General features: G+C 35.2%; 17 protein-coding genes, 1 tRNA gene and 3 pseudogenes. 6 read left to right on the top strand and 15 right to left on the bottom strand.

Annotated elements, in window-relative coordinates; translation table 11 throughout:
* A pseudogene (locus tag A2U94_RS21255) lies at positions 1 to 114 on the bottom strand (IS4 family transposase); the annotation flags it as partial.
* Between the two features lie 660 nt (positions 115 to 774).
* Positions 775 to 1,269, bottom strand: coding sequence for a hypothetical protein (locus A2U94_RS16005; RefSeq protein WP_025909103.1), 495 nt, complete (start codon positions 1,267 to 1,269; stop codon positions 775 to 777).
* Between the two features lie 177 nt (positions 1,270 to 1,446).
* On the opposite strand from A2U94_RS16005, the gene A2U94_RS16000 reads away from it, so the two are divergent.
* A complete protein-coding gene (locus A2U94_RS16000) occupies positions 1,447 to 1,668 on the top strand; it encodes a hypothetical protein (RefSeq protein WP_152545173.1) in 222 nt (73 codons plus the stop codon).
* Between the two features lie 73 nt (positions 1,669 to 1,741).
* Here the strand turns inward: A2U94_RS16000 and istB are convergent, their stop codons facing one another.
* The 4 genes and pseudogenes from istB to A2U94_RS15985 form a co-directional block, all read right to left on the bottom strand.
* Positions 1,742 to 2,476 (bottom strand): IS21-like element helper ATPase IstB, encoded by a 735-nt coding sequence (istB, locus tag A2U94_RS15995; protein WP_286140561.1) that lies wholly within the window; start codon positions 2,474 to 2,476, stop codon positions 1,742 to 1,744.
* Between the two features lies 1 nt (position 2,477).
* Positions 2,478 to 2,699: pseudogene (locus A2U94_RS20805) on the bottom strand (PhzF family phenazine biosynthesis protein); the annotation flags it as partial.
* Positions 2,699 to 3,829: an N-methyl-L-tryptophan oxidase gene (solA, locus tag A2U94_RS15990; protein WP_025911254.1), complete on the bottom strand. Its 1,131-nt coding sequence runs from the start codon at positions 3,827 to 3,829 to the stop codon at positions 2,699 to 2,701. The pseudogene A2U94_RS20805 and the gene solA, both read right to left, overlap by 1 nt.
* A gap of 114 nt (positions 3,830 to 3,943) precedes the next feature.
* Positions 3,944 to 5,332 (bottom strand): PepSY-associated TM helix domain-containing protein, encoded by a 1,389-nt coding sequence (locus A2U94_RS15985; protein WP_025911256.1) that lies wholly within the window; start codon positions 5,330 to 5,332, stop codon positions 3,944 to 3,946.
* 221 nt (positions 5,333 to 5,553) lie between these two features.
* Here A2U94_RS15985 and A2U94_RS15980 point away from each other — a divergent pair.
* Positions 5,554 to 5,625 (top strand) — tRNA-Ala (locus A2U94_RS15980).
* A gap of 113 nt (positions 5,626 to 5,738) precedes the next feature.
* Here the strand turns inward: A2U94_RS15980 and A2U94_RS15975 are convergent.
* From A2U94_RS15975 to gltC, 3 genes are all read right to left on the bottom strand, one after another.
* The gene (locus A2U94_RS15975) at positions 5,739 to 6,677 is read right to left on the bottom strand and encodes a ring-cleaving dioxygenase (protein WP_025911258.1); all 939 of its coding nucleotides are present in this window, start codon (positions 6,675 to 6,677) and stop codon (positions 5,739 to 5,741) included.
* Positions 6,678 to 6,920: 243 nt separating this feature from the next.
* Positions 6,921 to 7,319, bottom strand: a complete 399-nt coding sequence (locus tag A2U94_RS15970; RefSeq protein WP_025911260.1) for a DoxX family protein — start codon at positions 7,317 to 7,319, stop codon at positions 6,921 to 6,923.
* Between the two features lie 1,236 nt (positions 7,320 to 8,555).
* Positions 8,556 to 9,461, bottom strand: coding sequence for a glutamate biosynthesis transcriptional regulator GltC (gene gltC, locus A2U94_RS15965; protein WP_025911262.1), 906 nt, complete (start codon positions 9,459 to 9,461; stop codon positions 8,556 to 8,558).
* A 169-nt stretch (positions 9,462 to 9,630) separates the two neighbouring features.
* On the opposite strand from gltC, the gene gdhA reads away from it, so the two are divergent.
* Complete coding sequence (gene gdhA / locus A2U94_RS15960; protein ID WP_025911263.1) at positions 9,631 to 11,013, top strand: NADP-specific glutamate dehydrogenase; 1,383 nt, start codon at positions 9,631 to 9,633, stop codon at positions 11,011 to 11,013.
* 56 nt (positions 11,014 to 11,069) lie between these two features.
* Positions 11,070 to 11,237, top strand: coding sequence for a YesK family protein (locus A2U94_RS22355; RefSeq protein WP_490543343.1), 168 nt, complete (start codon positions 11,070 to 11,072; stop codon positions 11,235 to 11,237).
* A 582-nt stretch (positions 11,238 to 11,819) separates the two neighbouring features.
* Here A2U94_RS22355 and A2U94_RS15955 read toward each other — a convergent pair.
* Complete coding sequence (locus tag A2U94_RS15955; RefSeq protein WP_035321256.1) at positions 11,820 to 12,245, bottom strand: SMI1/KNR4 family protein; 426 nt, start codon at positions 12,243 to 12,245, stop codon at positions 11,820 to 11,822.
* Positions 12,246 to 12,544: 299 nt separating this feature from the next.
* On the opposite strand from A2U94_RS15955, the gene A2U94_RS15950 reads away from it, so the two are divergent.
* Both A2U94_RS15950 and A2U94_RS20800 read left to right on the top strand, forming a co-directional pair.
* Positions 12,545 to 14,017 carry a serine hydrolase gene (locus A2U94_RS15950; protein WP_025911265.1) on the top strand — a complete coding sequence of 491 codons (1,473 nt, stop codon included), beginning with the start codon at positions 12,545 to 12,547 and terminating at the stop codon, positions 14,015 to 14,017.
* A 2-nt stretch (positions 14,018 to 14,019) separates the two neighbouring features.
* Positions 14,020 to 14,265 (top strand): annotated as a pseudogene (locus A2U94_RS20800) (immunity protein Imm33 domain-containing protein); the annotation flags it as partial.
* A gap of 74 nt (positions 14,266 to 14,339) precedes the next feature.
* Here A2U94_RS20800 and A2U94_RS21625 read toward each other — a convergent pair.
* From A2U94_RS21625 to A2U94_RS15930, 5 genes are all read right to left on the bottom strand, one after another.
* Positions 14,340 to 14,510, bottom strand: a complete 171-nt coding sequence (locus A2U94_RS21625; RefSeq protein ID WP_165932551.1) for a hypothetical protein — start codon at positions 14,508 to 14,510, stop codon at positions 14,340 to 14,342.
* Between the two features lie 96 nt (positions 14,511 to 14,606).
* On the bottom strand, positions 14,607 to 14,810 hold the full coding sequence (locus A2U94_RS15945) for a cold-shock protein (protein WP_025911266.1): 204 nt from the start codon (positions 14,808 to 14,810) through the stop codon (positions 14,607 to 14,609).
* Between the two features lie 451 nt (positions 14,811 to 15,261).
* Complete coding sequence (locus tag A2U94_RS15940) at positions 15,262 to 15,495, bottom strand: hypothetical protein (RefSeq protein ID WP_025911267.1); 234 nt, start codon at positions 15,493 to 15,495, stop codon at positions 15,262 to 15,264.
* Positions 15,496 to 15,823: 328 nt separating this feature from the next.
* Positions 15,824 to 16,087: a hypothetical protein gene (locus tag A2U94_RS15935; protein WP_025911268.1), complete on the bottom strand. Its 264-nt coding sequence runs from the start codon at positions 16,085 to 16,087 to the stop codon at positions 15,824 to 15,826.
* Between the two features lie 260 nt (positions 16,088 to 16,347).
* A complete protein-coding gene (locus A2U94_RS15930; protein ID WP_025911269.1) occupies positions 16,348 to 17,850 on the bottom strand; it encodes a malate:quinone oxidoreductase in 1,503 nt (500 codons plus the stop codon).
* Positions 17,851 to 18,205: the final 355 nt, after the last annotated feature.

The raw sequence follows: 18,205 nt of genomic DNA, 5'->3' as shown, positions 1-18,205 counted from the left end.
TAGCTTCTTTGTATAGGAATTTAATTGATAGCTTTCAACCAATTCCTCGAGTTTTGTGGAGAAAATCGGTGAAAACCATTGTTCAAATGATGTTTTTCGTGTAAACTTATCCATGCTTATTGTCCTTTATTTTGGATTTGGATGGTTTATTACCGCCCAACCATTATAAAGGCTTTTTTTATGCAAAGATAAATTACTGAAAATTCAGATTTTTATAAAGCGTTGAATTATTTTAATGCGACACTAGTGATATATTATAAAATTATACATTATTTATAGATTATTTTTACCATTAATGTAACTATTTTTATAAAATAATTAGGTATATAAAACTACCTTTTATTTCCGGTGAATAATAATATCTATTTAAAAAAGAGCATTCTCATGTCTCAACACATAGGAATGCTCTTTTCATTTATTAATTATTTTCTAATTATAACCTTTGAATTATAACAGGCCCAAGTCTGCCTACTTAGCCTTAAGGCTCTCTTTCCTTTTTAATGTGGCAAGACAATCCTCATATATCGTTGAGTCGTTGATTGATTCAAAAGCCCATTTATATTGACTTGAAGCAAACAAGCCACTTTCTAATAATTGCAACATAAACTCATTCGGAAAACGAAGTTCAAATACGTCCTCTAAATAGATTGAACCCTTGCAGTACTCTTCCTTCATGAAAATTCACTCTTACTGCAGGCGATACATCTGCCATGGAAACGTTTATCTCAAAATAGAAGTCGTTCGATTCTATTTTGTTTATAAAAATCTCTCTGTCTATTTCCTCAAGCTCCCAATCTCTAGTGCTTTATTACGTATTAGTACACCATTGAATCCTTTTACCAACTCAATAAAGGTTGCTCTCCTATTTAAAAAGAAGTTAATACGCTTCATGGGTTCTAAAGTTATACCCTGAAGTCTTTTACTGTTGTCCATCTCAATAAATAATGCCACTATCTCCGATATTTGTGTTTTTAGAAATGCTAAGATTTCTGGTGAATCTTTTATTAGACCTCTATCTTTCAACTCAACTGGGATGTTTTGTGCAGCAGCAGCCAGTTGTTTAAACAATATAAAGTGATCCTTAGTATCCGTAGGAAACTTTCTTAAAACCACAAACACCTCGTGTGTAATTCTATATCCCAACTCAATGGTTTCTTCAGGAGAAAGCTTTTCCAACTTATTTTTCACATCATCTATTATTAGAGATTGATCTTTAGCATCTTGCTTTTCTGACTTATTTATTAAAGCACTTAGAATAGTAAGTAACAAATTATTCACCTCTTTATTTTATTTCAGCATAGATTACTAAAATCCTTATTATAAATGTACATCTTTTTAGTTTTCCAGAGTATTGAGCATACTAATGAAAATAGATCATTCAGAAAGCGAGGGAAAAAGTTGACTGTTTTTAAAATTGATAGGTCTGTTGTCGTAGATGAAAGAGCGATGAGATTTCGAAAAGATGAATTGTACAAACTTGTAAATGAAATCATGGATCAACATGATCTAGAAACATTGATGATTTCTACCTTATCAAAAATCGCTTTTATCGATTACTTATTAGGATTGGACGTTATAGAAAATAAGCGTCTTGAGTCCATGATTAATGTTGTTAATAGCAATCGAGATACAAATCATCAGTTAACAGATTTCTATATCCGTTTTTAGTCGAAAAGCGTTCGTAAAAGTATATATAAAACAAAGATGTGACCGTCAAGTAGAATGAAACAATTTTTGCTCGTTATTTTGAAACACTTTGTTCCCCAAATATGGTAGAACGATGCTTCATACGATAACTATCTTCATTTAAATGAATGATTTCTACTCGGTGAAGAATCCTATCTAGAATTGCTGTTGTTATAGCTTGATCACCCAATAATTCTCCCCATTCTTTTGGTGCCTTATTAGAGGTCAAGATAATGGAAGACTGATTATACAAGTCATTAATTAAATGAAAGAACATATTAGCTTCTTGTTGATCCATTGCCATAAACATTAAGTCATCTATTATGACTAAATCAGCCTCTCTAATTCTTTTCATTCTTGCTTTTGACTTTCGTGTGATTTCTTCTGTTTTCAGGTTATGAATTAAATCTCCCATTGATGTGAATATCGCTTTATACCCTTGGTTAATAGCCTCTATTCCTAGGCCTACGGCCAGGTGAGTTTTACCTACACCTGGTGGCCCTAATAAAATCAAATTGTACAGCTGTTCTATCCAAGTTAAATCTTTTAATCTATTTAGTTGTTTGTTGCTTAAAGACTTTTGTTCTTTTAAATTAAACTCCTCAAGTGTTTTGCTGAAAGGAAAAGTTGCCCCCTTTAATCGGTTGTTTAGTTGCTTTTCTTCTCTTCGAGTTTGCTCATAAGAAGTGACATCTAACAGGAATTGAGTAAATGAAAGGTCTTTTTGCTCAGCTTCTCTGATCAAATGGGGGAGATGCTTGGCAGTTTCAACGAGTCTTAACCCTTTCATTATGTCTTGTAATTGTTGGATTTGGCTCAGGTGTGAAAATACGGACAGGATACCCTCTGTCAGTAGGTTCATTTGATAGAATAAACGTTGTTTCAGAGAAATTAATTTCCTTGGCAATTTTTTGCATCTCTTCTGTTGATAAATGTCCTGCTTCTTTAAAAACAGCCAGCTGGTTTCCCGTATACTTTCCTTGTGAAAATACGTCTACAATTGAAAATTTCATTATTCTACCTCCCATCTACTTGCTGAGAATAATGATAAGTCATACGGTGTTTTACCTGTAGTCAAAAGATCACTTATTACTTCACCAACAGCGCTGCTGAATTTAAATCCGTGCCCTGAAAAACCTGCTGCGAACACAACGTTTTTATACAATGGGTGCGTATCAATAATAAAGTTTTCATCTGGTGTCATCGTGTACATACACGTTTTGCCGAACTTCAGCTTTCCTACTTGCGGCATATAGCTACGAAGTAAGTTTTCCAGTTCTGCACGATCTCCATCGTTAAAAGGCGCCATCTCTTCATTTGGATTTTGGGCTTGCTGAATGCCATCATGACGGCCTAGTTTTAAACCCGCTCCGTCAATGCTTGGAAACCCATAGTACATCCCACTTTTTGTATCAAATGAAAACGCAGGGAATTTCCCTTCTCCGTAAAATTTTTCATCTGCTTCAAACCACGCAAAGGTCTTGCGGATAGGTGTTGCAGGAAGATTGAGTCCTAGCTTAGCTAACAGCTCTTTGGACCAGGATCCGGCAGAAAGAACCAAACGTTTACCTTCATATACGTTGTCACCTGTATGCACCTTTACGCTATCTTCTGTTACTTTGATACCTTTCACAGGATGATTAGTTAACAGCTCAGCTCCGTATTTTAACGCAAACTCTTTGTAAGTGCGAATAGCATCTTCACATTTTAAAACGCCTGAGGTTGGTTCAAAACAGCCAATGAACGAATCCGGAACAGTGATTCCAGGAAATCGCGTATGTATTTCAACTGCGTTTAACACTTCAAGTGGTAGATTATATGTTTTTGCACTTGAAATGACGGTTTGAATAAACGATGAGGTCTCTTCTCCTACGCTCAGTACTCCCGTTTTTAAAAAGAACGATCGTCCACTTTCTTTTTCTAGCTCTTCCCACAGCTCTTTTGCTCGGAGTGCAAGCGGTACGTACTCTTCTCCTTCTCCGTATGCATAGCGAATAATGCGCGTCTCGCCGTGATGGCTTCCGCTCGTATGGGGTGGATCAAAGGCATCAATAAGTAAAACTCTTTGCCCTTTTTTTGCTAAAAAATAACCGGCTGCCATTCCCATTGAGCCGGCTCCAACTACAATTACGTCGTATTTCATAATAGCCTCCAAGTTTTCGAATGAATATTTTTACTATTTTAACATATTTGAAGGTTATTACGTATAATAAAACTGCTTGCCATGAAACAAGGCAAGCAGCGAAAAGTTACGCACTTAATTTTGAACAGAGGGTATCTTTGAAAATACAAACCTATCCAACAAATATACCGCAATAATTGAAATTCCAACAAGTGGCATGACGATCCCGAGTCCAAGCATGATAAAGAAAACAACTCTTGTCACTTTGGAGTCCTTTGACTTAGGTGGTGCTCCGGAACTTTCTTGAGGTTTTCGCTTACGCCACATAACATACGAACTAACAATTAAACCAATTAATCCAAGACACGTAATGAGGCCAAGAATTTGATTTGCTACGCCAAATAGCCTTCCTTCATGAAGCGCAACTCCCATTGTAATTCCTTTTCCCATAATACCGTAATCATCAAAGCGAACATCGCTTAAAATAGCACCTGAATATTGATCAACGTGAAGAGTTGCATTATCGCCGGGCTTAGTATGAGATGTTGAAATGGTATAAACACCTTTTTCACCTTGAGGCATTGAAATTGTATATGGCTTTTGAATTTTTTCAGCTTGTGCTATATCAGTCACTTTCTCAAGAGAAAGCGGCACGTAGCCAGTAACAGATGAATTGGGAACTGGAATGTTTTCTGCAGCCCACGGTATATCCTCTGCTACGTCTTTTGTTTTAACAATTGATTCAGGCTTTTCACCAAAGCTATGTGCAAATGGTGGGTAGCCCGTGTTTGAATACGTAGCAAGTCGATTAATTTGCTCTCCCATCACTCCTGACCAAGGAAGTCCTGTTAGAATTAAAATTAACATAAATAACGATAGCCAAAATGCAGGAACAGCGTGCATATCTCGCCAAAATATTCTTCCTTTTCGGTTAAACCTTGGCAAAACTGTTCCCCATATCGACGTTTTATTTCTTGGCCACCATATGTACAGACCCGTAATTAATAGAATAACAGCCCAGCAGGCAGCTAGCTCTACAAGTCGATTGGCAAGCGTTCCGCCAATGAGCAATTCACTATGAATCTTTTTGAAAATAGTCGTGAATTTCTCGTCATCTGAGAGAGTTCCAGCTACTTCTCCAGTGTACGGATTTATAAATGCTGAAGACATCTCTCCATTTGTCATAATCCCAATCTCAGCTGTACGAAGTGGATCATCATAATATTTTATTGAAGTAATAGCTGTTTCTGGATACGCTTTTTGGACCTCATCTATTTGTTTTGTTGAAGGTAGTATATCTCCTTTTTCTTCTACGTAATACAGGTCGTGATAAAGAACTGACTCAATTTGTGGCTTAAATAAATACACCGCACCGCTAAACGCTAATATGATTAAAAATGGTGCAAAAATAAGTCCTGCATAAAAATGCCACCTCCACACTGTTTGATAAATAGCGGCTGAGGTTTTCTTTTTGTGTACCTCTCTTTGTCTTTTTGGTTTTGGTGTTAATTTAACTGCTTCCACCCAATGCTCCCCCTAGTATCAGATCTATACAAATTAAGTAATGAACGCAATAGGTTAACGCTTACAATATTGATATCATTACTTATTCACCTTTAGTTATACTAAATAAATGTGTGGAAAAAATGAAACCTAAAAAAATTGTTGCTTTATTTCGAAAATATACAAAAAACGAATTGACAGACGTTATAGAGATTTATAAAATAAAAGAGAACATACATATCGGGGCGTTAGTTCAGCGGGAGAATACTTCGCTGGCAGCGAAGGGGTCAGGGGTTCGAATCCCCTACGCTCCATAAGAAAAGAGAGGTCTTTCTATAGAAAGACCTCTCTTTTCTTATCATTTTTTTCTTAGTTGAAATAGATTAGATTGATGAATTGAAAGCAAAATAAGCACTCAGACTCGAATTTAGTCTAGTTCTCTCACTTCAAAAGGAAGCAATTCTCTTTCAAGCTGAGCTCGATGAGTTTCATACTGCTTAGGCAGCATTAACTTTTCTCCCATTGTTTCTTGTGACTCATCATGTGCAAAACCTGGTGGATCTGTGGCAATTTCAAATAGAATTTCTCCATGTTCTTTAAAGTAAATAGCATTAAAATAGTTTCGATCTCGTACAGCTGTGACTCCATATCCATTACTAGCTACGTGTTTTTGCCATTCTAACTGGTCCTCATCGTTTTCAGCACGCCATGCAATATGGTGAACGGTTCCAACACCCATTTGTCCACGACCGATTGGCGTTAGCTTTAAATCAATGATATTTCCGATATCAGCAGATGATTGAAAACGAATGAAATCTCCTTCCTCACCTACTTTTTCAAGACCCATAACATCCTCTAATAACTTGGCTGTTTCTTCAGGACGAGCAGATAATAATGTTGCTCCCCCAAAGCCTTTAATCGCTACTTCAGGTGTAACCTCACCAAATTGCCACGTGTTTTTTTCACCAGCTTCTCTTTCAACAATTTCTAAATGTAAACCATGGGGATCGTCAAATTCTAAATATTGTTCTCCGAATCGTTCCATCTTTGTTATCGGAATATTAAATTTTGATAATCTCTGCTCCCAAAAATCCATGGCGCCCTTTGGCACTACGTATGAAGTTACACCTACTTGACCATCACCTATTACTCCTTGGCGTGCTCCTGCCCACGGGAAAAAGGTAATAATTGTTCCTGGCTTTCCAGCTTCATCACCAAAGTAAAGATGATACGTACCCGGATCATCAAAATTGACTGTTTGTTTGACTAAGCGTAAACCTAATACACCAGCATAAAAATCAACATTTTCCTGTGGATGACCTACAATCGCTGTAATATGATGGATTCCTGTAGTTTTTTTTGTCATTCTTCATCTCTCCCTTACCATATTTTAATTGTCCTTCATAAAGCAATGGAATATTCAATCTAACCAAAATTACCTAGGTACGCTATATAAAAGATATCCCTTTAATAAACTCAAATGATTAAACTGATAATATCTCGAATTCGAGATATTATCCGAAAATTCATATGTTTAACTTCTAGAGTAACAAAGTATACGTATCTAACTACTTTTAATAAATTATTCTTTACTTGACCATGTTTCCTTTTAGAAAATAAGGGCGTCGATTGCGTAGTATCCTGGACCGATTATAGCAATACTAACAGCAACAACTAATAATGTAAGGTTATATTCATAACCATTTTGTGTTGACCAGTAGCCATTTGGACCATGTACCTTAATAATAGCTATTAACATTGTTCCCGCAATCATAAGAGCGGCAAGAGGTGTAAGAAAGCCTACAGCAAATAAAGCACCACCTACAAGTTCTGATAACCCAGCTATCAAAGCCATTCTAACACCTGGTTTCATTCCAATGGACTCAAACCACCCTCCTGTTCCTTTTAATCCATGACCACCAAACCATCCGAATAATTTCTGAGCTCCATGGGCCATAAATGACAATCCAATTACTAAACGAATTAATAATAAACCAATACTAATCATTTTTAATTCCTCCTATTTTTTTATCATTTTATTAACTTTGATGATTATAGTTAGCAATACTGTATTTTGCCTAAAATTCTAATGACAGCTTTTTTCTTCATCACCCAAAGCTATAAAGAAATCTTCAATAACTTTTTGATTTTAAATTTAGAAGCTTTCTGAAAGGTTAAAAACGGTTTCTGCTAAACTTTTATTCAATATCATCACTTTCTACTTCTAATTTTAATTAAATTTATCTTTAATTAAAATATCTTTAATTCGAGATAATTATAAAACGAATATCATTTCATTGTCAATATAAATTTTTATTTATGATGAGAATACCTTAATAAAGCTATGATTCACCGCTTTTTATTGCTTATATTTCCTTCTATGCTCCCTGTTGTATAGTGCCAGAAAACGGACGTCACGAAATTCTTGAAATATGTAGAATAGAACAAGAACAGTTTTCCTTAATTAAAGGTGATATTGATCGTAAGTTATAGATAGACATCTAAAACTATTTCGTTTAAATGTCGCTGCTCATAAAGCTAAAGAAATAAACGTTTATTTTTTATGTAATTAATACTACATATCAATAGTTTGTTGAGTAATTGATAATCAAAGTGATTGGTAATTTTCAACAACAAATCATCTGTTTAAGTAATCTTTATGCTGGCAGCGTTGTACGTTGTACACTGTAAGCTTATAACATACTATGTATTTTTTATTAGTGCTTTTATAAAGTTTATTATGAGATATGACAAGAATATTTTATTAGATATATTTTTATCTATAGAAAAAGGAAGTTTTTGTCTTGATAAATAAAAGCCTCTTGTTGACGAGTTTTTTCTATTTTTACACTCCTTTTGTGTTTCTCTTCCTCTTGTCAATCAAAAACCGTTCGTAAACGTATACTTTCGCGGACAAAATATTTAGATCTATTACAAGATGTTAAAATATTTATTACCATTAACAAAATAAAAAGCTGCCTCGGAGCGTCAGAGAGGCAGCTTTTTATAAAACTAGATATGAAATGTGTGTGTTAGTAAGTTAAATATAACATATTTTCTTTTCTTCATGAAAGCGATTTATTATATAAAACAAGCATATGTATAAAAGCTGCATAATTCATGATCTTAACCCTTCTTTTTAAGGGATTCTTTTTGGTTTGGATTCCAGAAAGAATATTATGGTAACTAAAGATGTAATATATTACTTTTCTATACTGGTTACGTGCTTTTTCTTAAGTATAAATTAGCTCTTAAAATCATCTAATCTAGTGAAAAATTCCTGAAGAAAATCATAAAATAACTTTTCCGTTGGAAGTAGTGACCGTTCCTTTGGGGTAATAACCCCTACAGTCCTTGTTACATTTGGTTCAACCAATGGTATTTTAACTGTTGAGCGTGGCAAGCTATCGACTAGCGTGACTTCTGGCATGAGTGTTACACCTAAACCAGCAGAAACTAACCCTTTCAACGCATCGATATCATCCCCCTCAAAGGCAACATTTGGTGTGAAGCCAAGATTCTGACAAGCATTTACAACAATATCTCGAAAGACAAAACCCTCAGGTAATAAAACAAACGGTTCGTCTATTAGTTCTTGAAGTTTTACGGAGGATTCTTTTGCAAGGCGGTGGTGAATTGGCAAAAGAACCACAATATTTTCCGTAAATAAAACTTTTTGTTCAAGTTTTTTTTCTTTGAGAGGAAGTGGACCTATCAGACCAAGATTAAAATCTCCTTTAATCACACCTTCAATTAATTCCTGGTAAAGCGCTTGTTTCAACTGAAATTTTGCTTCCGGATAGCGCAATCTAAATGCATAGATTACAGTTGGTAATGTATACGCTGCTAAACTTATCGGAAAAGTAATGCGTATTGTTCCTTTTTCAGGATCTAAATATTCCTTAACCTCACGTCTCGCATCGTCTATCACATTCATGGCATGTTTCATTCGTTCAAAAAATATTTTTCCAATTGGCGTTAAATGTACCCTCCTTCCTTCTCTGATAAACAAATCAACTTCTAATTCATTTTCTAAATTTACTATTTGTCGACTTACCGAGGATTGTGCTACATGTAAAGAGTGGGCGGCTTCAGTTACGTGTTCGCGTGTAGCCACCTCCATGAAATAACGGATTTGTCTAAAGTCCATTTTATATCCTCCTTATTAGTTAATGCATAAAAAGCATTGATATTATCGTTTCTTTATATTGATTCGATCATTATTTCAATTATAAAATATTTTATACTAACAACTCTAAAAAATTACGAAAAATTTTTAAAATTTTCATTATAAATTAATAAATAGGAGACGGATAAGTATGATAACAATTGAAAAAAATCAATCGACGTATACAGAAAGCGTACAAAATTATGTTAATCAAGTATTTGAAACAGTTAAAAAACGAAATCCAAATGAAAGTGAGTTTCATCAGGCGGTCAAAGAAGTATTCGATTCTTTAATACCTGTTCTCGTTAAAAATCCTCAGTATATTAACCAAGCTATTTTGGAGAGAATCGTTGAACCTGAGAGAGTCATCACTTTTCGTGTACCGTGGGTCGATGATCACGGAAATGTTAGAGTAAACCGAGGGTTTCGCGTCCAATATAGCAGCGCACTTGGTCCATATAAGGGTGGGTTAAGATTTCATCCATCTGTCAACGCAAGTATTATTAAATTTTTAGGATTTGAGCAAATTTTTAAAAACTCTTTAACTGGTCAACCAATTGGTGGCGGTAAAGGAGGTGCTGATTTTGATCCTAAAGGAAAATCAGATGGAGAAATAATGCGTTTTTGTCAAAGCTTTATGCTAGAACTTAGCAAATATATCGGACCTGATACGGATGTTCCTGCAGGTGACATTGGTGTAGGAAGTAAAGAAATTGGCTTTTTGTTTGGGCAATATAAAAAAATGCGTAGCACCTTTGAAGCAGGCGTTCTAACAGGAAAAGGCCTTAGTTATGGTGGAAGTTTAGCTCGTAAAGAAGCCACTGGATACGGAACAGTTTACTTTGTTGAAGAAATGTTAAAAGATAAGAATCTTAGCTTTGAAGGCAGTACAGTTGTTGTGTCGGGGTCAGGAAATGTCTCAATCTATGCAATTGAAAAAGCGATGCAGCTAGGGGCTAAAGTGGTTGCTTGCAGCGATTCGAATGGTTATATCTATGACAAAAATGGTCTTAACTTAGAGACAATTAAACGCATTAAGGAAATAGAAAAGAAACGTATAAGTACTTATGTAGCTGATCATCCTGAAGCGATTTATGTGGAAAGTTCTAATGGAATTTGGACAGTACCATGTGATATTGCTTTACCATGTGCTACTCAAAATGAAATCGATCAAAACTCTGCAGAATTATTACTTTCCAATGGAGTAAAAGCAATTGGTGAAGGTGCAAATATGCCATCTACATTAGAAGCTGTCGAGATTTTCTTAGAGAACAATATTTTATTTGCCCCTGCTAAAGCGGCAAATGCTGGTGGTGTTTCTGTATCAGCATTAGAAATGGCTCAAAATAGCACTAGGCTTTCTTGGACTTTTGAAGAAGTCGATAGCAAATTACATGCGATTATGAAAAGCATATACCAAAATAGCAAGAAAGCTGCTCAAGAATACAACGCTCCTGGTAATCTTGTCGTAGGTGCAAACATTGCCGGGTTTATAAAAGTTGCTGATGCTATGATTGAGCAAGGTGTTATTTGATACTTCATTAGGAGAATATACTAGTGTGGATATCTTGAATTTAAAGGCTGTTAATAATGGGTGACTTACAGATAGTTTCTACAATTATGATTGCTAGTTTAATTGTACTCTCATGTGCACTCAGTAGAAAAAAACCTACTATTAAGTATATAGCGCCTTTAAGTGTAGGAGTGATTAGTGTGGGTGGTGTTATCGTCAGTTTCCTTATTGGAGGATGGGTATGAGAGTAGGGACACTTAGCTTTACTGCTTTTACTTCATCACTTATCTCCCTACTAACTATATCTATAACTGAATCTGTAAAAAGAAAATTCAGTAAATATTATCGTTAACAAAATAAAAAGCATGTGCAGACATATAATAACAGATTTTTGCTGAAAATACTATATTTTCTCATGCGAGCATATGTATAAAAGGAGCTCTTTTTATACATTCTCGCTTCTTTCAACTACCCAAAAAACGTAGTCATATCAACGGTGTATAAAAAGATGCATACTCAAGCAAAGGAACCCTTAGCTGAACCCTACTGCCGCAAGGGTTCTTTTGCTTGCTTGGTTCCGGAAAGAGACATTATGTTAACTAAAGATATATGAAGTATACAATATAGAAATTTTGTTACAGTCTTATCCAATAATGAAAATTAATGTTCTACTTGTCTAATACACTCTTTAAATAAACCAATTTTCTATTATAATTTGAATAAGTATTTATTATTTTCGCTAATTTTTTTATTTGTTGGGTTCTTTATTTTATCTATTGTTCATTGTTTAATATAAATAAAGCCTTTAATATTAAATAAGTATCGTATTATTCTAAATCAATATAATACTTATCATCTTCCATGATTTTCTTTAAAAATTCTTCTAAGGAATCCGCGATTTTTATATCATCATAATAAATAGCATTATTTTGCTCTTCACTTATTTCTATTAGTAGCAACGCGCTTTCATTAGCTTCAAAAAATATTAATTTATCCTCTTCAAGATTTTCGTAAACTTCTATATCAGGATAAAATTCAAAATCATTAACTTTTAATCTAGCATCTCTGATGGAAGAAGGCCCCATAATACGATTGATATTATATTCTGATCTTTGAAGGAAGCCATAACCAATCTCTAAAAGAAACTTCTTTAATTCAAAAGGGAACTTTAACCCTAATGTTCCTTCTACCTCTTCAATATCATTTCTACTTACAGGATAAAGTTGATTATCTAGTTCTTCTACTGCGGTAATAGTTTCTGTTCTTTTTTCCCAGCAGCGCTTAGCTCATCTTCAAAGGCCTCTGTGGAAAACGGTGTAATATGTAAGAGATTAATGAAAAGTTTCTTTCTGATAGTATACTAAGTTAATTTTTGCACCGGAACCATAAAACCAATTAAATTGTTTTGTCTTATCTTTTTTATCAAAATTATTAATCTACTAATTAATAAGAACATTGGAAATTATGACATCTTTGTTAACAAGAAGGTATTTCCCTTCTTTACCTCGAAGTAACCTATTTGTAGAAAAAAATGGTAAAGGAGAAAAGCCTTATGCAAAAAATAAAGTCCTCTCTTACAGATCACCTGCGTAATTGTACAAAAGAAATGATGAAAGAGCTAAATGTATCAGGAGCAGCAGTCGCAATCGTAAAAGATGGAGAAATTGTTCTTTCTGAAGGATTTGGATACCGTGACGTTGAAAATAAAAAACCTGTTACACCTAGCACGCTGTTTGCAATCGGCTCATCTACAAAAGCTTTTGGTACACTTTCTCTAAGTTTACTTGCTCAACAACGAAAGTTTGACTGGGATGAACCTGTTCAAACGTATCTTCCAACTTTTTCACTCCATGACCCTCTGATAAGCTCACAAACTACAGCTCGTGATTTAGCTTCCCATCGTTCTGGGGTAAGTCGTCATGAGTTATTATGGTATCAATCTTCATTCACGCGAAAAGAAATTATGGAGAAAATTAAGCACTTAGAGCTTGATGCACCATTTCGCACATCTTTTCTATATAATAATTTAATGTATGTAACTATGAGCTATATGGTAGAAAAAATCACGAACCAAACATGGGAGCAGTATGTAAGTGAGCATATTTTGCAACCTCTTCATATGGAAAATACAAATTTCTCAGTTACTACTTCACAAGAAAATGATAACCACGCACTTCCATACATTGAAAAAGATAAAGATACCGTTAAAATTCCGTTGCGTAACATTGATACAGTTGGTGCTGCGGGATGCATAAACTCAACGATAGAAGATATGGCTAAGTGGATTTTATTTCATTTAAATCAAGGAAAAGCTGGAGAGCATGAACTTATTACACCAAATTTACTGCAGCAAATGTATGAACCGCATATTCCAATTCCTGATGATCCGCTGCTATCTACGTCTGAAACAGCGCTCACTTGCTACGGACTTGGGTGGTTTATTAGTGCGTATCGCGGTTACAAAGTCATTCATCACGGGGGGAACATTGATGGGTTTTCAGCACTCGTCTCTTTTATACCAGAAGAAAATATCGGCCTTGTTATTCTGACAAACGCTGGAACGACTCTACTCCCAACTTACCTTGCAAATCAAATTTATGATGAGATTCTGGAGCTAGATGCAATCGACTGGCATAAAAGATCTGCGGAAGATACAGCTAAGTTTAAAGAAATAATGAAAGAGTTAGATAAACCTTTTCCACAAGTAAAAGAAACAAGCCCTACACATGAATTAAAAGAGTATACAGGAATATTTGAGCACCCTGCATATGGGAAAATTGAAGTTGATATACAAAATGACCTGTTACATTTAAAATGGGGATCCCTTCATACGGAGATGAAACATCATCATTACAATATGTTCACCGTAAAGTGGGATATTTCTTATTCAGAAATGAATTTATTAATTGCATATGAAATGGAAACCGAAGGAAAGCTATCGCAGTTAAAATTAAACTTATCACCAATGCTAAGTGCAAAACCAATTATATTTACTAAACTCGACGATACGGATACAACGTCATAAAATTAAGTGATGATGTACTAGAAAAACAGAAGTTCAACTTTATGCTTAGGGATGAATCACATGATGAGAGTGACTCAGGTTGGTCTATATTGAGCGGATATGAAGACGACGATTATCTAAGTGACTCTGAAAACTTTCAAATTGTTTCTATCGGAGTTATTTTGAATGTCGATGATTCCATTTTGGACTTTATCCAACAACCACCCTTATGCGTATATGAAAGAAATAATGAAGTTCGTTTTTATAAAAAACTAAAAAGGAGCGGTTTCCACTCCTTTTTACTGTTCGTATTGTCTATGTTAACTTTTTATAAAGCCCGCTTTTATTTCTGTTTTATTAACTCTTCTTCAAAGAAAAAAGTACTTGGATATTTATCCACGATATAAGAGTATCTTTTCATGTTTTTCACATACTGCCCTTTTAAAATTGTCACGGATTCGTTTGATGCTTTTATGCTTACGGTTTCTCCATCCTTAAACATTTTCTCAGCCATAACCGTTCCCCTTTCTTCGATTAAAATCATAAAGTTGTTTATTTGAATTCATAAGTAAAAAAGACTCCGAGGTGGAGTCTTTTTTACTTAATTTAATTATGCTACTTTGTTAACGTTAGCAGCTTGTGCACCACGTGGACCTTGTTCGATGTCAAACGTTACTTTTTGACCTTCATCTAAAGATTTGAAGCCTTCGCCTTGAATTGAGCTGAAATGTACGAATACATCTTCGCCGCCTTCAACTTCGATAAAGCCAAAACCTTTCTCTGCATTAAACCATTTTACTGTACCTTGTTCCATAATATTGCCTCCTGCTGTGGAATAATCCACATATGTATTACTACCCTTGTCCAACCATACTATCTTAAGATTGAAATTTCGATGGAACAGATTTCTTTTCTCTTGATTCTATACCGAACAAAAATAATTAACTTAATTTTATCATATAAAAGTTACTATAGCAAATGCAGAAAAGAAGAAAGAGCCCTATGACATTCGCTAAAAGATGATATCTTGTCATTTTCATCTCTAAACAAAACTGATTCACTAAAGAATTAGCTCTAACCAGCAATAAATGTAACAGCACATACGACTCGGGCTGAATTAATGAGGAAAAGTGATAAGCTTTCAGAGAAATATTGCTTTTCTTTGAAAGAGTTGTTTAGTCAAAAAGTGTAACTAATATGGATTTAATTTTACTATTCGAGGAGGAACCACATATGGCTGGCATTGCAAAAACCCCTGAACCGCCTTATTTTGCAGTAATGCATGTTGTTCTATAAGGAAGATAACTACCTACAGCATATAAGAAGCTTCCTAATAGAGAAATCCCACCGATTCCAAACCAAGACAAATCTAAAATAAAGCCTACCGTTACGATAAAAAATGTTCCAATAAAGGGGAATGCACTCCCTTCAATAAACAAGGAAAGAAGGACACCCCAGATTCCCCACTCTTCTACAAGGTTTATTATGGTTTCAGTCATACTCTCTTCTCCAACTATTTTTTGTATGTACTTAAGTATAGAGAAGCATTAAATGTTCAAACAGCTGCTGGAGAATCAATTTCAACTACGTCTTAGGTCTTACCGAGAGTTTAATGGTTAGGCGGATCAACACTTGAATCTACTTACATCCGAAAAAGAACCGCTAGCTATTTATATCTTTCAGCTATTCTTGTTTCTGTGTTGGAACACAATGAATACTGTTTTCGTTGAAGGCTAGTTGTGGAACAGTTAACAGCTCAGCTTGCATGGTAGAAGATGAAGGTCGTAGAAGAAATAAATTAAGTGGTGCTTCTTAATGAAAGTTTTTCTATGCTCTCAGCTCGTAATTAAAAAGCTGCTGTAAGTAAAAGTTTTCCGTTTCTGCTCTCTTGCCAGCCAGGTACTCTTCTAACCCGACTTCCGTTAATCGAACAACTCCCTCACTTTTTACGCCAGGCATTTCTTTTCCAATGTCCATCACCATGACTAAATTATAATGAGAAGGCGTTACGAGATAGCGTGCAACCGTCACATCTTTTCGTTTTCCTACATGACCATAGCGTAATACGACTTTCCAATACTTCCATTCCATAAAAGCCCCTCCTCAAAATTTTAGTGTGTTTCAGTTTTTCATCGTTGAGATTGAAAATTTCGTTTTTAGAATCGAAATATATTTCAGAAAATTCAATCTTTTAATGGTTAATTCCATTATAAACCAAAAGTCTTATTATCTCAATAAATAATCACGAAATGATATAACAGAAATATGTATAAAAGAAAGTTTTTCGGCCTTTTTTTATGAAAAACCCACCACCTGAAGGTAATGGGTTCTTTTCTAACTATAGTATTCTCTCAATTATAAACCGATTCCTTCTCACTCAAGCCAAGCGTATGCGAAGTTGAAGCATAAATCTTCTCGAAAAACGCCGGATTGTCAGAAAGCGACATGCCGTATGATGGAATCATTTCTTTAATTTTTGACTCCCAAGCGTTCATTTGATCTGGGAAGCATTTTTCTAATACTTCAAGCATGACGTGAACAGCGGTTGAAGCTCCAGGTGATGCACCTAGAAGCGCAGCTACCGTTCCGTCTGAAGAGCTTACAACTTCTGTACCAAATTGAAGCGTTCCTCTTCCGCCAGCTTCCGTGTCTTTAATAACCTGTACGCGCTGACCAGCTACAACAATATCCCAGTCTTCTCCTTTTGCATCTGGAATAAATTCACGAAGCTCTTCCACACGCTTTTCATTAGACAACATAACCTGTTGAATTAAGTATTTTGTAAGGGCCATTTCTTTAACCCCAGCAGCAAGCATTGTTAAAATATTGTTTGGCTTCACTGAGCCAATAAGATCTAAATTCGAACCTGTTTTTAAGAATTTTGGTGAGAACCCGGCAAATGGTCCAAACAGCAGCGCTTTTTTGTTTCCAATATAACGCGTGTCTAAGTGCGGTACTGACATCGGTGGTGCACCCACTTTTGCTTTTCCATACACTTTTCCATGATGCTGCTCGATAACCTCCGGGTTGTTACAGACCATGAAGAGTCCACTTACTGGGAATCCACCGATACGCTTTGACTCAGGAATACCTGTTTTTTGTAAAAGCGGTAAGCTTCCTCCACCAGCTCCAATAAAGACGAACTTAGCTTGATGGTATTCAGTTAAACCCGTATTTAAGTTTTGAACTTTAAGCTCCCAAAGTCCATCGCTTGTACGTTTAATGTTTTTTACGCTATGTCGATAGTTAAGCTCTACGTTTTTTGTTTTCAAATGATCAAATAGCATGCGCGTTAAAGAACCAAAATTGACGTCTGTCCCCTCATCAATTTTAGTTGCCGCGATTGGTTCAGTTACCTTACGACCATTCATAATAAGTGGCACCCAATCTTTTAACTTGTTTGGGTCATCTGAAAATTCCATTCCTTTAAATAGCGGATTCTTTGAAAGCGCTTCAAAACGCTTCTTCAGAAAGGAAACATTTTGGTCACCTTGTACTAGGCTCATATGTGGAATCGGCATGATAAAGTCTTTAGGATTACCAATTAAGTTACTATTTACGAGATAAGACCAGAACTGCCTTGATAGCTGAAACTGTTCATTAATATTTACTGCCTTTGTAATATCGATAGATCCATCTGCTTTTTCAGATGTGTAGTTAAGCTCACATAATGCAGAGTGCCCCGTTCCTGCATTATTCCATTCGTTTGAACTTTCTTCTCCCGCGTCTGTCAGTGACTCAAATACTTTAATTTCCCACTCAGGTGCCAGCTCTTTGAGTAACGACCCTAAAGTCGCGCTCATAATGCCGGCGCCTATTAAGATAACGTCTGTTTTTGTCTGTACGTTGCTCATGATAACCTTCCCCATCCCCTAAATTTTCAAAAAAGATGTAGATGTTCCCCTTCTTAATTAGCTAAACCGAGATGCGCTGTAGGAACCTATCTTTTTTGTCACTACTATAACTATATCACAGTCTAATTGTATGATGATTAGAAACTATTCAAAAGTGATGAAAAAGTAAAAAAATTTCGCATCTAAAACACCGAAATCACTTTTAAATAGAGTGTTGATAATAATATCATACTACAACTGTAGCATCTTTTTCCAAACATTTTAATAAGTAAAACGTCTTTTATGTGCATTTTGTTCATTTTATTCACTAGATTTTGTCTTTATCTAGCAATATCCTACATAATAAGGTAGAATA

It is taken from the genome of Bacillus sp. VT 712 (assembly GCF_001614195.1).
GTDB classification, from domain to species: Bacteria; Bacillota; Bacilli; order Bacillales; family Bacillaceae_H; genus Priestia; species Priestia flexa.
The sequence above is the reverse complement of the archived record's forward strand: the minus strand, read 5'-3'. Positions and strand labels throughout refer to the sequence as shown.